This window comes from Phocaeicola coprophilus DSM 18228 = JCM 13818 (genome assembly GCF_000157915.1).
Lineage (GTDB): Bacteria > Bacteroidota > Bacteroidia > Bacteroidales > Bacteroidaceae > Phocaeicola > Phocaeicola coprophilus.
Genome location: NZ_EQ973648.1, coordinates 22,136 through 38,611, shown reverse-complemented (window position 1 = coordinate 38,611; position 16,476 = coordinate 22,136). Strand labels below are relative to the sequence as shown.

At 48.7% G+C, this 16,476-nt stretch carries 10 protein-coding genes and 1 pseudogene; 7 read left to right on the top strand and 4 right to left on the bottom strand.

Annotated elements, in window-relative coordinates; genetic code table 11:
• The first annotated feature begins 4 nt into the window (after nucleotides 1-4).
• The 7 genes and pseudogenes from BACCOPRO_RS14285 to BACCOPRO_RS14255 all read left to right on the top strand — a co-directional run bounded on the left by BACCOPRO_RS14285 (nucleotide 5) and on the right by BACCOPRO_RS14255 (nucleotide 12,272).
• A complete protein-coding gene (locus BACCOPRO_RS14285; protein WP_008144699.1) occupies nucleotides 5-574 on the top strand; it encodes a chromate transporter in 570 nt (189 codons plus the stop codon).
• Complete coding sequence (locus BACCOPRO_RS14280; protein ID WP_008144697.1) at nucleotides 571-1,134, top strand: chromate transporter; 564 nt, start codon at nucleotides 571-573, stop codon at nucleotides 1,132-1,134. The genes BACCOPRO_RS14285 and BACCOPRO_RS14280 overlap by 4 nt, the downstream gene beginning before the upstream one ends.
• 11 nt (nucleotides 1,135-1,145) lie before the next feature.
• Entirely contained in the window at nucleotides 1,146-1,730 is a 585-nt protein-coding gene (locus BACCOPRO_RS14275; RefSeq protein WP_008144695.1) for a helix-turn-helix transcriptional regulator, read from the top strand.
• Nucleotides 1,731-1,940: 210 nt separating this feature from the next.
• Nucleotides 1,941-4,415: a TonB-dependent receptor gene (locus tag BACCOPRO_RS14270; protein WP_008144693.1), complete on the top strand. Its 2,475-nt coding sequence runs from the start codon at nucleotides 1,941-1,943 to the stop codon at nucleotides 4,413-4,415.
• Nucleotides 4,416-4,575: 160 nt separating this feature from the next.
• A pseudogene (locus BACCOPRO_RS14265) lies at nucleotides 4,576-7,261 on the top strand (glycoside hydrolase family 2 protein).
• Nucleotides 7,262-7,401: 140 nt separating this feature from the next.
• The gene (locus tag BACCOPRO_RS14260; RefSeq protein ID WP_008144687.1) at nucleotides 7,402-8,685 is read left to right on the top strand and encodes a tetratricopeptide repeat protein; all 1,284 of its coding nucleotides are present in this window, start codon (nucleotides 7,402-7,404) and stop codon (nucleotides 8,683-8,685) included.
• 164 nt (nucleotides 8,686-8,849) lie between these two features.
• Complete coding sequence (locus BACCOPRO_RS14255) at nucleotides 8,850-12,272, top strand: glycosyltransferase family 117 protein (RefSeq protein WP_008144685.1); 3,423 nt, start codon at nucleotides 8,850-8,852, stop codon at nucleotides 12,270-12,272.
• Here the strand turns inward: BACCOPRO_RS14255 and BACCOPRO_RS14250 are convergent.
• The 4 genes from BACCOPRO_RS14250 to BACCOPRO_RS17885 all read right to left on the bottom strand — a co-directional run bounded on the left by BACCOPRO_RS14250 (nucleotide 12,262) and on the right by BACCOPRO_RS17885 (nucleotide 16,405).
• On the bottom strand, nucleotides 12,262-13,218 hold the full coding sequence (locus BACCOPRO_RS14250) for a hypothetical protein (protein WP_008144684.1): 957 nt from the start codon (nucleotides 13,216-13,218) through the stop codon (nucleotides 12,262-12,264). The two genes, BACCOPRO_RS14255 and BACCOPRO_RS14250, sit on opposite strands and share 11 nt — an antisense overlap.
• A gap of 11 nt (nucleotides 13,219-13,229) precedes the next feature.
• Nucleotides 13,230-15,059, bottom strand: a complete 1,830-nt coding sequence (locus BACCOPRO_RS14245; protein ID WP_008144682.1) for a peptidase U32 family protein — start codon at nucleotides 15,057-15,059, stop codon at nucleotides 13,230-13,232.
• Complete coding sequence (metA, locus tag BACCOPRO_RS14240) at nucleotides 15,056-15,982, bottom strand: homoserine O-acetyltransferase MetA (protein ID WP_008144680.1); 927 nt, start codon at nucleotides 15,980-15,982, stop codon at nucleotides 15,056-15,058. The genes BACCOPRO_RS14245 and metA overlap by 4 nt, the downstream gene beginning before the upstream one ends.
• 231 nt (nucleotides 15,983-16,213) lie before the next feature.
• A complete protein-coding gene (locus BACCOPRO_RS17885) occupies nucleotides 16,214-16,405 on the bottom strand; it encodes a hypothetical protein (RefSeq protein WP_155819210.1) in 192 nt (63 codons plus the stop codon).
• Nucleotides 16,406-16,476: the final 71 nt, after the last annotated feature.

The following is a 16,476-nucleotide window of genomic DNA, read 5'->3' as shown; positions in this document are numbered from 1 at the left end:
ACGTATGAATTTTTACATTAAAGCATTCCTGATCTTCAGCCGTATCGGACTTTTCACCATCGGAGGAGGATATGCCATGGTTCCACTTATTGAAGCAGAAGTGGTAGACAAACGTAAATGGATCAGTAAAGAAGATTTTCTGGATCTGATGGCTTTAGCTCAAACTGTACCCGGTATTTTTGCTGTAAATATAGCTATCTTTATTGGTTATAAGTTACGCAAATTAAGAGGAGCCTTAGCTATGGCTTTAGGTACAATCCTGCCCTCTTTCCTTATCATTCTGGCTATTGCTTTGTTCTTTCAACAATTTAAAAGTTATCCGGCTGTAGAAAGTATATTTAAAGGAATTCGCCCGGCTGTGGTTGCCCTGATTGCAGCACCGACTTTCAAAATGGCCAAAACAGCACGTATCAACCGTTATAACATCTGGATACCTGTTGTTTCTGCAGGACTAATCTGGTTACTGGACTTCTCACCTGTCTATGTCATTATTCTCAGCGGACTGGGAGGATTTATTTACGGACGTTGGCAAGCCCAACATAACAATCAACAGAAAGGAGAAATGGAACAATGATTTTCTTACAGCTCTTCTATACATTCTTTAAAATCGGACTTTTTGGATTTGGTGGCGGATATGCGATGCTCTCCATGATTCAAGGAGAAGTTGTAACCCGGCATGAATGGCTTTCTTCTCCGGAATTTACCGATATCATCGCAATCAGCCAGATGACACCCGGACCTATCGGTATCAATTCTGCTACTTATGTAGGCTATACAGCCGTTGTTAATGCCGGCTATTCACATCTGGTCGGTATCGCAGGATCCATAATTGCAACCCTGGCCGTTATTTTCCCTTCCTTTATCCTGATGCTTCTCATCAGCCGGTTCTTCTTGAAATACCAGAAGCATCCTTCCGTAGCTGCCGTATTCAATGGGCTTCGTCCGGGAGTAGTAGGTCTGCTGGCAGCTGCCGCACTGGTACTGATGAATGGAGAAAACTTCGGGAATGATTCCTGGCAGGTAATAGTCAGCATTCTGCTTTTTATCGGTGCTTTCATTGCATCGTTTCGTTACAAAGTTAATCCGATCCTGCTTATCGTTATCTGCGGTATTCTGGGATACATTATTTATTAAAGACTTATGCCATGCTACATACTCCGGAAATTGCAATCATAGAACCCAATACTCTTACAAGTATCGGACTGAGAATCATTCTCGAAGAACTGATTCCCAATGCTGTCATCCGTTCCTTCTCAACTTTTGAAGCCCTGATCGATGACACCCCCGACATGTATGCACACTATTTCGTGTCAGCTCAAATTTATTTTGCCCACACCAGCTTCTTTCTGAATCGTCGTCCCCGGGCTATCGTTCTTGCCGTAGGAGAACAACCTGCTCTGAACGGAGTTCCTACACTGAATATCTGTCTGCCACAGGATCAGCTGGTACAGGCTATCATGCAGCTCCGCAAATATGGACATAGCATGCATCCGCATCCTTCCACCCAACAACAGGATACTGAGCATGAACTTTCTCCCCGGGAAATCGAAGTTCTGGTGCTGATCACCAAAGGATTGATCAATAAAGAAATTGCAGATAAACTCAACATCAGTCTGACAACCGTTATTTCTCATCGGAAAAATATTACCGAAAAGTTAGGCATAAAATCGGTTTCCGGACTGGCTATCTATGCAGTTATGCGTGGTTATATCGAAGCCGACAGCATTTAAAACAATTTCCAGAAAACGATAGCAACAATAAAGATCCTTTTTATCAGTTCAGACGGAATAAATTCAGTCTCTGCTTTTTCAATAAACAGTGCCGAATGCCGGATATTCATATAGCTTATGCATAAAGGAATCCTAATAAATGAGGATTGCATAACACATCAAATAGCCGTTACTTTGCAGCCGAATTACTAAACGACTGATTGAGACAGAATGAAAAGACGTATTACCCTTGCCCTGCTGGCTGGCATAAGCACACAAGTGGCTTTCAGCTCCCCTACAGACGAGTTACTCCCCAAAGACACTACAAAAGTTTTCGACATCGAAGAAATAGTAGTCATTGCAACCCCTAAAGAAAACAGCCGCCTGAGACAACAGCCTCTTTCGGCTACCTCTTTCTCGCAGAATGAAATGCGGGGAAATGCCGTAACCTCTGTTAAATCGTTGTCCGGTCTGGTACCTAATCTCTTTATCCCTGACTATGGTTCCAAACTGACTACCTCCGTATATGTCCGTGGTATAGGTTCACGTATCAACACCCCGGCTGTAGGATTGTATGTTGATAACATTCCGTTTATTGATAAATCAGCTTTCGATTTCAATTATTCGGATATTGAACGTATCGACGTCATGCGAGGTCCGCAAGGAACCTTATATGGCCGTAACACTATGGGCGGTCTGATCCGAGTATTTACCAAATCACCTTTTACCTATCAGGGAACAGATCTTCGGTTAAGCGGAGCTACCTACAATGACTACAAGGCATCACTGACACACTATCACCGGATTTCTCCTCATTTTGCTTTTTCTGTAGGATTGTTTTATCAGCACAACGGAGGTTTCTTCAAAAACAGCCTGACTGGCAAACGGATTGATACGGACGACGAATTCGGAGGAAGAATCCGTGCAATCTGGCTTCCGAAAGAAAATCTGAAACTGGATTTTACCGTCAATTATGAATATACCAACCAGGGAGGATATCCCTATGAATACACCGGTAAAGTAGAAGGAGAAGAAGACCGGGCAGAGTATATTGGAAAAATTGCTTATAATAATGAATGTGGATACAAACGGAACCTGCTGAATACCGGACTGAATCTGGAACATCAAGCTGAGAACTTTATCCTGAGCAGTGTTACCGGCTTCCAGTATTTATATGACCAGATGAATCTGGATCAGGACTTCACCGAACAAGACCTGTATACCATGATGCAGAAACAGAACTCCAAGACATTGTCTGAGGAAATTGTCCTGAAATCAAAACCAGGAAGACGTTGGCAGTGGACTACCGGTATCAGCGGCTTTTATCAGTGGCTGGGTACTAATGCCCCCGTAACTTTCCAGGCTGACGGAGTCAATTGGCTGAACCAGACGATCAACACCAACGCCAACCGCTACATGCCGCAAATCCAGATGGGTCCCATGAGCATGAAGTTCCAATTCAGCGATCAAATCAACGGATCCCAACTCCCGATTAACGGACGTTTCGATACTCCGATCCTCAACGGAGCCGTATTTCATCAGTCCACTTTCAATGATTTATTCGGACTGGAAGGACTTTCTCTGACAGCCGGTTTACGGCTTGACTATGAAAGTCTGCGTCTGAAATACGATACCGGATGTGAATTCACACATACCTATTCATTAAGTGGAGTTCTACAACCGCTGAACAAAGAAATTTCCATGATACCGGAACAGTCTTTTGAAAGCCGGAACAACTATCAGGGAAAACTCAGCCATGACTATGTACAGTTGCTCCCTAAAATAGCCTTGCAATACAACTTCGATAAAGGAAACAACATCTATGTCAGTGCCACAAAGGGATACCGTTCCGGTGGATACAACATCCAGATGTTTTCAGACCTGTTGCAGAATGACATGCAAAGCAGTATGATGAAAGACGTTGCTGATGTTACAATTCCTGTTATCAACAACGTCCCCATGATCGGAGATGACATCAAGCAGAAAGTCATCGGTATTCTGGAAGGAATGTCTGCCAGTGGAGAGACCGATATTCAGGCAACGACACTCTACAAGCCGGAATATTCATGGAACTATGAAATCGGTTCTCATCTGACGCTGTTCAACGGCAAGCTGCAAACTGATCTTGCTCTGTTCTATATGAGCACACGCGACCAGCAATTGTCCCGTTTCGCAGAAAGCGGACTTGGACGTATCACGGTCAATGCCGGAAAGAGCAGAAGCCTGGGAGGTGAAGTTGCCTTACGGGCACAAATCACAGATGCGTTCAGCCTCAACGGTAACTACGGTTATACCTATGCAACCTTTACCGACTATGTAACCGAAGAACGGATCAACGGACAAAAACAGGAAGTGAGCTACAACGGACATTATGTACCTTTCGTTCCGAAACATACCTTTACCGTAGGGGGAGAATATATTTTTGCCCTGAAGAAAAACAGTTTTCTGGACAACATTACAGTCAATGCAGCTTATCGGGCAGCGGGACGCATTTATTGGACAGAAAAGAACGATGTCAGCCAGGCTCTTTACGGAACACTGAACGGACGTGTCAGCTTCAACAAAGGAAACGGTCAGGTGGCTTTCTGGGTCAACAATGCACTCAACAAGGACTATCAGGCTTTCTACTTTGAAACAATGAGCCGCGGATTTGCACAGAAAGGACGCCCCGTACAGGTAGGTGTCGATATCCGCTGCAGATTCTAATCTGCTTTTATCCTAATTCAACTATAGTTCAGGCGGTAAGCTACTTTTTTAATAAGTAACTTACCGCCTGAACTATAAAAAAACTAAAAACGCGAATATATTCATATTAATCTATTACTTTTGAAAATAAAAAACATTCTCTTATTAACCCCTATTGCTTATGAAATCACATTTTGTTTCATGGAAATTACTGACAGTCTGTTTATGGGCTTTCCTTACCCTGACAGCCCGAGCTGACTATCAGCCAACTTATTCTACTGCGGGTTTCTATGAGCTGCCGAATACCGGACGAACCGTTTATAGCATGAATCCCGGATGGCGCTTTCACAAAGGAGCAGCAGAAGGAGCTGAACAAACAGACTACAACGACCGGGAATGGAACGTTGTATCACTGCCCGACGGAATAGAATACCTGCCTGCCGAAGCCAGCGGATGCATCAACTATCAAGGAGAAGTCTGGTACCGGAAACACTTTACTCCCGAAACATCCTGGAAAGGAAAAAAGCTTTTCCTTCACTTCGAAGCCATCATGGGCAAATCAAAAGTCTGGGTGAATGGAAAACTCCTCAAAGAACATTTTGGAGGATTTCTGCCGGTAATCGTAGATGTTACCTCAGCTTTGAAATATGGTGAAGACAATATTATCACCGTATGGGCCGACAATAGTGACGACCCGTCTTATCCGCCGGGAAAGACTCAGGACATGCTCGATTTTGCTTACTTCGGCGGTATTTACCGGGATTGCTGGATGATTGCACACAATGATGTGTACATCACTGATCCCAACTATGAAAATGAAACAGCAGGAGGAGGACTTTTCGTTTCTTACGACCAGGTATCTGACCAGTCTGCAAAAATCAGAATGGATGCACACATCCGTAACGAATCCGGAAAGTCCTTCAACGGAAAACTGGTCTATGAATTATGGGACCGGGAAGGGAAACAGATATTTACGCAGGAAAAAAGCTTGTCCGTCGGCAAAGGAAAGGCACGTCAGTTTTCTGTCCAGACTCAGGTAGAAAATCCTCACCTGTGGTCACCCGACTCTCCGTACCTTTACTCGCTGCGTGTCTATGTAAAAGACAAGAACGGTCATGTGACAGACGGATACAGTCGCCGTATCGGTATCCGAAGCATTGAATTCAAAGGAAAAGACGGATTCTGGTTAAACGGAAAACCTTATCCGGAACCTCTGATCGGAGCAAACCGTCACCAGGACTTTGCCATAATCGGCAATGCCTTGTCCAACAGTCTTCACTGGCGAGATGCCAAGAAATTGCGTGACGCCGGTTTACGTGTCATCCGGAATGCCCATTATCCGCAGGATCCGGCCTTCATGGATGCTTGTGACGAACTGGGACTTTTCGTCATCGTCAATACTCCGGGATGGCAGTTCTGGAACGAAGCTCCGATTTTTGCCGAACGGGTATACAGCGACATCCGGAACATGGTTCGCCGTGACCGCAACCATCCTTCGGTATGGATGTGGGAACCGATTCTGAATGAAACCTGGTATCCGGCAGAATTCGCCAAGAATGTAGTCAATATCCTCAAAGAAGAATACCCTTATCCATATTGTTATGCCGGATGTGATGTCACGGCTTTGGGACACGAATACTTCCCGGTTCAGTTTACTCACCCGCTAAACGGCATGGGAGGGGCATTCAATACAGATAAACTCGATCCCAATATCAGTTATTTCACCCGGGAATGGGGAGACAATGTAGACGACTGGAACTCCCATAACTCTCCCAGCCGTGTCAACCGGGGATGGGGAGAAGTACCGATGCTCGTCCAGGCACAAGGATATGCCAAAACAGATTATCCATACACATGCTACGATGTTCTTTACCGCAATCCGAGACAGCATGTCGGCGGATGTCTCTGGCATTCTTTCGACCATCAGCGGGGATATCATCCCGATCCGTTCTACGGAGGAATCATGGATGCTTTCCGCCAGCCTAAACTTTCCTATTATATGTTCTGCTCTCAAAGACCGGCTCAAAAAAAATCCGGAACTGATTGCCGACAACGGACCGATGGTGTACATTGCCAATGCGATGACTCCTTTCTCGCCCAAAGATGTCACAGTCTACAGCAATTGCGAAGAAGTCCGCCTGACTTTCTGCAAAGATGGCCAGACACAAACTTACCACAAGCCGCAGACCAAGGAAGGAATGCCCTCACCCATTATTGCGTTCAAGGATGTATTCGATGTGATGCATGACAAACAGTTGGCACGCGACCGGAAGCATGCCGATTCTTATCTGCTTGCAGAAGGGCTGATCGACGGAAAGGTAGTGGCTACTCATAAGGTTATGCCTTCACGCCGTCCTTCCAAACTCCTGTTATGGGCAGACGATGAACAGGCACAGGCCACAGCCGATGGTTCCGATATCGTAACGGTAATCGCAGCAGTCAGCGACGATAACGGAAATATCAAACGCCTGAACAATTATGAAATTCAGTTTGAAATCGAAGGTCCGGGCCAGTTAATTGCCAATGAAGAAACCTTTACCAATCCGCGTCCTGTTTTGTGGGGAACAGCTCCTGTACTGGTTCGCACAACGACTACTCCCGGAGAGATCAAAGTGCGTGCGTCCGTGGTATGGCAAGGGAAACATACCCCCGTATCGGCTGAACTGATCATTCCGACCCGTAAGGCGGCTCATCCGCTCATTGCCAATCCGGAAGAAGTCAGGGAAGCTGAAACAAAAGATGTACGCAATTCTGCCAGTACGTCCGTTGGCACATCCGACTGTGAAAAGCGGATCCACCAGCTACAGCAGGAGCTGAACCGTCTGAAACTGAAAGAGGTGGAGAAGCAGCAAAGTGATTTTGAATAAATCTTTCCATGATGCCCAGGCGAAGATGTCCCGTTGTTACAGGGGGATCTTCGCCTGAACTTTAACAACAGATTCCAACTGATTTAAAGTCCGGATATTCCGATTTTTTTCTAATTTTGTTCGGAATTAAAACAATTACCATGAAAATCCTTCCTTACTTGTTTTTCCTGTTATGGACAATCACAATTACTTCCTGTGCGCCGCAGGAAAGTTCTTCCGGTAAAAATACTGCCACCCAGGTACATCAGCTACTGCAGGACGGCAAACGGTTTGAACAGGAAAACAAGGTCAAACAGGCACTGATCTGCTACTGGGATGCCCTGGATCTGCTGGGAGAAGAACGGGATACAGTGTTAAAAGCCAATACATACAATCAGTTAGGCGATCTGCTTTTCCGGTACGGCCTTTATGAGAAGGCTGTTGAAAACCATCGGAAAGGCTACAACCTTGCGCAACGTACGGAAGATCATCGGCTTCTGTACGAAACGACCAGCCGGCTCAGCCTCGACTATACTTTATTGAATCAGGGAGACACCGCCCGCTATTTTAAGGAACTCAGCCAGCAGATTGCAAGCAAAAACAACCTTTCCCGCCTTCTTTCCGAAAGCACCCGGCTGACTTCATCAATCCTTGCCGAACAGAAAGATTCCATCTGTTCACTGTACGAGCGTGAGCAATTGCTGAACTGGGAGGCACGCTACAAACAGCAAAAGGCTCAGCTGCAGGCTGAACGGATCCGGAATGAAAGACTGACTCATCTGTCTGTCGGACTGGGAATCATCTTGCTTCTGCTCACCCTGCTGTTCATCACCTACCGCCGCAAAAAGCACGAAGAACAACGCCGGGAAAAAGAAATCCAGTGGTTCAAAAGTCTGCTGGACGAAAACCGGAAGAAAATCGAAAACTACCAGACCGAACTTTTCAACAGCCATACACATATCCGGGAACTGCAACGGACGCTGGAAGAAAGCCACGCTTCGCTCGAAGAAAACCGCCTGCTCCACGAAGAACTGGCGTACTACCTGCAACAGGAACAGCAGATGCGGGAAAAGGAGCAGTCTCTCCGTAACCGGGAACAGTTACTGCTTTCCGAAAACAGTCTGAAAGCCGTGGAGCTGTTGAACCGGATGAAAAACAAACCGGCTTTCATGCCTGTCTCCAGCGAGGAGGACTGGCAGGTTCTGATTGGTTTCATGGATATTCTCTATGACGGATATTCTCAGACGATCCGGAAAATAAAAGGACTGACCGGACGTGACCGGAAACTTTGTTACCTCATGCGCCTGGGATTCACAACCGGACAAATGGCCATATTCTACGGAATCTCACCGGGATCTGTCACGAAGGCCAAGTTCCGAATCCAGAAGAAAATGGAAGCTGAATTACCATCAGCATCCTGCAGAGAAGCAGCCTCCTGCGGATAGGGAAACGGACAAATGTCCGCATGCCCGTCCTTGACAGTTCAGACATTACCTATTGATTATCAATAAGTAGAAAAAGATAACGGACTCATTAAATGTCCGCATCCCTTGCTTGAGTGTCTCTTCAATCCGGAGTAACTTTGTCGCATAAACCAAACTGATTGATTATGCGATCCTATCGAACCATCAACCGTGTGTGCGGATGGATATCTTTTATCCTGGCCGCCACCGCCTATACGCTGACAGTAGAACCTTCTGCCAGCTTCTGGGATTGTCCGGAATTCATCCTTTCGGCAGCCAAACTGGAAGTCGGTCATCCGCCCGGTGCTCCGTTCTTCATGCTGACCGGTAATGTCATTTCCCAACTGGCCGGAGATCCTGCACAAATTGCTCTTCTTATTAATATCATGAATGCCCTGCTGAGTGCCGGCTGCATCCTGTTTCTGTTCTGGACCATCACTCATCTCACCCGGCAGCTGATTGCCGGTAACGGAGACGGAGAAAACCTGCGGCCCGAACAGATCTTTCTGGTCATGGGATGCGGATTTGCCGGTGCGCTGGTCTATACGTTCAGTGATACCTTCTGGTTCTCCGCGGTGGAAGGTGAAGTCTATGCCTTCTCTTCCTTCTTCACGGCCGTAGCATTCTGGCTGATGTTGCGCTGGGAAGAAGAAGCCGACTCTCCCCGAAGCGACCGCTGGCTGATCCTGCTGGCCTATCTCATCGGTCTGTCCATCGGGGTTCATCTGCTCAATCTACTCTGCATTCCGGCTGCCGGACTGCTCTTCTATTACCGGAAATGGAAACAGCCTACCCTGAAAGGTACCTTACTGGCCCTGTTCCTTTCCTGTCTGCTGGTAGCCTTCGTGCTTTATGGTATTGTTCCGGGTGTGATGAAAGTGGCCGGACAATTCGAACTGGCTCTGGTCAACGGCCTTCATGCAGCCTACAACTCCGGTATGCTGCTCTATGTGCTGCTGTTGATGGGAGTCCTGATCTGGAGCTGTGCCGAAAGTATCCGTTCCAGTCATCCGATGCGCATGAGCCTCACTTTCCTGCTCAGTCTCCTGCTGCTGGGCATCACCATGCAGGGAAGTACTCTTTTTACCGTGCTGCTTTCAGCCATCCTTGCCTTCGGATGTCTCTTTTTGCTCCGGCGTTATCTCAGGCAACATCCGGAAGGAGCTGCATGGCGCATACTTCATGTACTAAGCTTCAGTCTGCTGATGATGACCGTCGGTTATTCGTCGTATGCCGTCATTCTGATCCGGTCGGCCGCCAATACGCCGATGGACCAGCAATCGCCCGAAGACCCTTTCACGCTCAAAGACTATCTGGGGCGTGAACAGTACGGTGACACCCCGCTTCTGTACGGACCGACCTTCGCTTCTCCACGGGCTCTCAAGGAAAAAGACGGATACCTCAGCTACGACTATCAGGAAACAAAACCGCAATACCGGCGGAAAGACTGGACTGCTGACAATACCCGGCACGAATATGTAGTAACCGGACACAAACTCAAACCGCTATATCAGCCGGAAACCTGCGTATGGTTTCCCCGTATGTATAACGACCAGTATGCCGATGCTTATAAGAGCTGGCTGGGAACCATGCAGGGAAAAACCGTAACCTATTATGACAAGGCTTCCGGAGAAATGACTTCCATAGAGATTCCCTCGGCCTGGGATAATCTCCGTTATTTCCTGACTTATCAGGTCAACTTTATGTATATCCGCTATTTCCTGTGGAACTTTGTAGGCCGACAGGACGATGTACAGGGAAACGGACTACCGGATCACGGCAACTGGATCACCGGCTTTTCCTTCATCGACCGGCATCTCACCGGTGCCCCGGAGGCTTTACCCGACTCGCAGAAACACAACAAGGGACGCAACGTATATTACGGACTTCCTTTGCTGCTGGGCTTACTGGGTATCTGCTGGCAGCTGCGAAAAGGACAGAAAGGAAATCAGCAGTTCAACATCGTCCTGCTATTGTTTCTCATGACCGGACTGGCCATCATTCTTTACCTGAACCAGGCCCCCACCCAGCCGCGTGAACGGGACTATGCATACGCCGGTTCATTTTATGCCTTTGCCATCTGGACCGGAATGGGAGTTGCCGGCATTGCTGCTCTGCTGAAACGGAAACTGAAACCGGCGGCTGCCGTTCTTCTGGCCGGAATAGTGGGAATCCTGATTCCCCTGCAAATGGCAAGCCAGACATGGGATGACCACGACCGCAGCGGAAGAATGGTCTGCCATGACATGGGACAGAATTACCTGTACACATTGCAGGAGAAAGGAAACCCCGTTCTGTTTGTCAACGGTGACAACGAAACCTTCCCATTGTGGTATAGCACTGAAGTGGAAAACATACGCACCGATACACGTGTCTGCAACCTGATGTATCTGAGCGGAGGCTGGTATGCAGACCAGATGAAACGTCCGGCCTACAGCTCGCCCGGACTTCCCTTCTCCATTCCGCGGGCTTATTACCGGGACGGAGTGAATGATGCGGTCAGCGTAAATCCTGTTGTCGGGCAGGATGAAAACGGAACTGCTATCCGCCTGAAAGAACAAATTGAAACTTTCTATCGGGAGCATCCTGATGAAAATCCTTTCGGGGAAGATCCCTGGGAATGGAAGAACATTGTCCGCCACTGGCTTACAAGCGACAAAGCCGACTTACGCTGTATTCCGACGGACGAAATCCATATCCCGGTAGACAAAGAGGCAGTATGCCGTTCAGGGATGCTGATTCCCGAAGGCACAGAAATCCCCGATACCATGATCATCCGTCTGAAAGGACGAGGCTACCTGACCCGCTCCAGCCTGATGCTGATTGATCTGATCAGTTCGTGCAACTGGGAACGCCCGCTCTACGTCGCCTCCACGATGAGAATCGAGGAATATCTGGACATCAGCCGCAATCTGGTACAGGAAGGACTGGCACAACGCATCGTACCTTACGATGCTGTGGCTGCCGGAGCTGCCATCAATACGGACAAAACTTACCGGAACCTGATGGAGAAATTCCGGTACGGAGGACTGGACGACCCGGATCTGTATCTGGACGAAACCAATATCCGGATGGTACTTTCCCTGCGACGCATCATGACGGAAACTGCCGAATGTCTTTATCAGCAAGGAGATACCCTGCGGGCCCGCCGCCTGCTCGACCGCTGTTGCCAGGAGATCCGGAATCCCGCCGTACAGACCGACAAATATGGTTACTCCGACCGGATCGGCATACTTTACCAGCTGCTGGGAGAAACTTCCATGGGAATCAGGCATTGGATGGACTGGTATACCGACCGGACCCAATATGCAGACTGGTATCTCACCCTGTCACCGGAACGGCTGCTGGCCTGTGATGAAGAGCTGGTACGGATTCTCTATGCACAAAGCGACGGACTCCAGAATGCTCTCCGCTGCGGCATGCCGGTTGAGGAGAAAACGATTACACGCTACCTCCATACCGCACAGACTGCCCGGCTGCGGCTCCAGCAATGCGGAAGCAGATATACCAGACTAATTGACGAACTGACGGCTCCTTTCAACGGAACGGAAGAAGACACTATTCATTGATGGCACCACAATGCGGACAGACTCCTTTTGTCCGCATTTTCGCGCCACAGGCTCCGCAGGCATAAGGATAGGCTCCCGATTTCCGAAGACGGGACACACACCAGGCTGTGTAGGCCACAAAGCAAAGATAAGCCAGCCAGATCCAGACCATCGTGAAAAAGATATAAAGGAAAATGCAGCAGGCTGCCAGACCGACCAGATAAAAGAAGGCAACCTCCAGCGAAGTCTGATGGAAAAGATCGTCGAGCAATGCCACTGATACCAGCAGGATCAGCGCCACGCTGATGATGAACAACGACAAAATAAACGGCAGTTCAAAAGGATTCAGTGTCGGATTATAGTAATAACGCTCCCAGGTCTCAGGCACAAAATGCTGCAGACTGTTATATAGCGTCGCAGCAGCAGCCATGAGCCAGGAAAGCGTGATCGAGAAAACACTGTCAATGTCGTTCAGCCAGATCAGACGGATCTGTTTCCGGTGAACCGCCCGATAAGCGTAAGCCAGAAAAAACACACCCAGTATGATGAAGAAAGGCAAGGCGTGAGAACTGCTGAACCAATGGATGCACTGGGAAATCGGATCGACCGGAACAACCTCTTTCAGCAAGTCCTTTTCGCGTACCCAGCCGATCGTGGACTGATCGCGGGCCACTTTTACCCACCGTTGGCCGATCGTGTCTTCGCTGTGAACGGATATTTCAGCCACCACCAGTTCATCATCCCGGCAAACCGGAATTGAATCGGTGAGCGGCAGCTGGTGCAGCCACAAAGTGTCTGCCGTCACCTGAAAGTTCGCATTCAGCGAATACAGACAGCTGTCGGTCACCAGAGAGTCCGCTCCTTCCCTTCCCTCAGCCGGGACGACGGTCTCCGCAATCCGATAATGACAGGCTGCCAGAATAACCGTCAGCAGCAGACATCCGATCAAAAACAGTTTTCCCCTCATCTCTTCATCGTTTATTCTTCAGCCATCACTTTCATCTGACACGCCTTACAGTCAAACTGGAGCCGGAAACGGCGCCCGTCTCCGCTCACCAGATAAAATGGCTCCCGATAAGGCGAACGGACTTTCTGGTGCTGCGGACACCATCCCATGCTGTAACGGATGCAATGTTTGCAGAACATCAGGACTGCTTCACGGGGAGCTTCCTGTTCAAAGGCGGGAGCAATCCGTTTCACCCCATGCTGATGATAGAAACCGAAAGCTTCCTTGTTCATCACATTGCCCAGATAAGTCAGTTCCTTTTCAGGGAAAGCATGATGAGTAACGGGAAGTACGGCTAGTTCTGCCGGATAATTGATGCGGCGCGCTTCCAGCATTTTTTCCACAGCCCGGCGGCGCAGGTCAGCGATTTCCGAAGAAGGAATGAACCAGTTATCCGTCAGGACCAGATCCAGACGTGTACATTCAAAGGGAGTATTTCCCAGTTTGCCCAGCTGGTTGCGCAGGTTGTCTGCCTGCGGAGTGCGGGCCAGTTCTTTCACACGCGGCAGGACTACACTGATGCGGTTGTCGTCTTCGTCCTCCAGACTCAGCGTAAAGCCGAAATTGTTTTCAGCCAGTGTCATGGATACGGCAATCTTCCGTTCGGCAGACTTCTTCTGCATCTGCTTCTCAAACTCCTGGTCGAAGTTCCGGTACAGCACGGTTTTAGGCTTCACACGCGGCATCTCCTGCGGGAAGAGCTTGTTGTTTTCCACCCGGTTTACACGGAATCCCTGCAGACGGCCCTGCTCATCCAGAAAGCATATGCCGTCGCCGTTGCTAAAGGGTTTCACACCTGCCACTGTCAGGTAATTACCGCGGATTTCCTTGACGGTTCCCATCTCCTCACCCAAAGACTTGGGGGTATCAAACGAGAAAATGCCGGCATTGCGTCCGCGTACAAAATAATCCGTAAAGCCGCGGCTGAAACTTTTGTCCAGCTGCGGACGGAAATCCAGCCGGACACTTCCGGAAGAAGCCCGGCAATATTCCTTGCGACGCTTCAGAATCGCGTCCAGACGCTGACGGTAATAAGCCGTCACATTCTTGACATACGATACATCCTTCAGGCGGCCTTCGATCTTCAGCGACGAAGCTCCTGCATCCAGCAGGGCTTCCAGATTCTCGCTCTGATTCATATCTTTCAGCGAAAGCAGATGCTTGTTGCGGACAATCACTTTCCCGTCGGCATCCACCAGATCGAATCCCAACCGGCAGAACTGGGCACACTCTCCACGGTTTGCACTGCGGCCGTAACAGGCCTGACTGGCGTAACACTGACCGCTGTAGCTCACACACAAGGCTCCATGAACAAATACTTCGAGAGGCGTGTCGGGACAATCCCGGTGAATCGCCGCAATCTCTTCCAGCGTCAGTTCGCGTGCAAGCACCACCTGACGGAAACCGGCCTCAGCCAGAAACTTCACTTTCTGCGACGTACGGTTATCCATCTGCGTACTGGCATGCAGCGGAATGGGAGGAAACTTCAGGCGGGTAATCCCCATATCCTGCACGATCAGTGCATCCACACCGGCACGGTACAGATCCCAGATCATGGCTTCCGTGTCCTGAAGTTCGTCGTCTTTCAGAATCGTATTGACGGTAACATAAATACGCGCATTGTAAAGATGTGCATAGCGCACCAGGGCAGCAATATCTTCCAGAGAATTTCCAGCTGCCGCGCGGGCACCGAAACGGGGAGCACCGATGTAAACGGCATCCGCTCCATGATTAATGGCTTCCATGCCACACTCCAGGTTCCTGGCTGGAGCCAGCAGTTCGATAGGACGTTGTCTGATCATTCGTTGATTTCGTTAATATCGTAAGGAGTTTCCTGATATACATAATAATTCAGCCAGTTGGAGAACAGCAGGTTGGCCGTGCTTCTCCAGCGTACCAGCGGTCCCTGTTCGGGATCATCATTCCGGTAATAGTTTTTCGGCATGTCAATGGGCAGGCCTTTCGCCAGGTCACGCCGGTATTCTCCGTCCAGCGTATAAGGAGAATATTCGGAATGTCCGGTCACGAAGAATTCACGTCCTCCGCGGGCCATCACCATGTGTACCCCCGAATCAGCCGACTCGGAAATGATCTGAAGGGCAGGACAGCGCTCTATGTCCTCGCGGCGCACCTCGGTGTGACGGCTGTGAGGAACATGGAAAACATCATCAAATCCGCGGAAGATCGGCAGTTTCTGGAAACCGTCGCAAATGTGATGTTCAAAGATACCGAACATCTTCCGGTCCAGCGGATGCTTGGGCACTCCGTAATGGTAGTACAGTCCGGCCTGTGCTGCCCAACAGATATAGAATGTAGAAGTGACATGCGAACGGGTCCAGCGGAATATTTCCGAGATCTCTTCCCAGTAGTTGACCTCCTCAAACTCCAGATGTTCCACGGGAGCACCGGTAATAATCATACCGTCAAACTTTTCATCGCGCATCAGTTCGAAATCACGGTAAAATGCTTTCATGTGCTCAATGGGAGTATTCTTGGAAGTATGACTCTTCAGTTTCATGAAACTGACCTCAATCTGCAAGGGAGAATTGGAGAGCAGACGGATCAGGTCGGTCTCCGTGGTTATTTTAATGGGCATCAGATTCAGCACGACAATCTTCAGCGGACGGATATCCTGAGTGCTGGCCCGTGAATTATCAATCACAAATATATTTTCTTCCTTCAGCAAATCAATGGCAGGAAGCCTGTCTGGTAAATTTAACGGCATGTCTCTAAATGTATTAATCTTTTAATCAGCAGGCAAAAATACGAAAAATACAGGAGGAAAAAGGTGCGGAAAGAAGATTAATTTGCGGAAAAAGTCATTTTATGAACCGGCTGCGACGTCTGCTTCCCCATGTTCTTCCGGCTTTCAGGAAGCTGTGCCGGGCTTTTGAAAAAACGTTTCGGCGAATGAAAGAAAACATTTCGGCGTTTAAAGGAAAAGACTTCGGGCTTTTTAAAAAACGTCTCCGGCTTTTTTCAAAGGAAACTGCGACGTATGGAAGAGGCTAAAGGAAGGAATAAAGAAGCAGAAAAAGCCTTCTGAAGAAAGAGCTGGAATTATGCGGTCGTTGGGGCTGAATCGTGCGGTCGATTGAGCCTCATCGTGCGGTCGTTGCGGGCTCATCGTGCGGTCGATTTTTTGCATTGACCGGTCGTTGCGGCCGGATTGTACGGTCAACCTTTCATATAGGACAACCGGCAGCGGAACCGCAGGAA

Coding starts and splice junctions, on each gene's coding strand:
- BACCOPRO_RS17885 (WP_155819210.1), bottom strand. CDS start 16,405: ATGCAAAAAATCGACCGCACGATGAGCCCGCAACGACCGCACGATGAG.
- BACCOPRO_RS14255 (WP_008144685.1), top strand. CDS start 8,850: ATGCGATCCTATCGAACCATCAACCGTGTGTGCGGATGGATATCTTTT.
- BACCOPRO_RS14250 (WP_008144684.1), bottom strand. CDS start 13,218: ATGAGGGGAAAACTGTTTTTGATCGGATGTCTGCTGCTGACGGTTATT.
- BACCOPRO_RS14275 (WP_008144695.1), top strand. CDS start 1,146: ATGCTACATACTCCGGAAATTGCAATCATAGAACCCAATACTCTTACA.
- BACCOPRO_RS14285 (WP_008144699.1), top strand. CDS start 5: ATGAATTTTTACATTAAAGCATTCCTGATCTTCAGCCGTATCGGACTT.
- metA (WP_008144680.1), bottom strand. CDS start 15,982: ATGCCGTTAAATTTACCAGACAGGCTTCCTGCCATTGATTTGCTGAAG.
- BACCOPRO_RS14260 (WP_008144687.1), top strand. CDS start 7,402: ATGAAAATCCTTCCTTACTTGTTTTTCCTGTTATGGACAATCACAATT.
- BACCOPRO_RS14245 (WP_008144682.1), bottom strand. CDS start 15,059: ATGATCAGACAACGTCCTATCGAACTGCTGGCTCCAGCCAGGAACCTG.
- BACCOPRO_RS14280 (WP_008144697.1), top strand. CDS start 571: ATGATTTTCTTACAGCTCTTCTATACATTCTTTAAAATCGGACTTTTT.
- BACCOPRO_RS14270 (WP_008144693.1), top strand. CDS start 1,941: ATGAAAAGACGTATTACCCTTGCCCTGCTGGCTGGCATAAGCACACAA.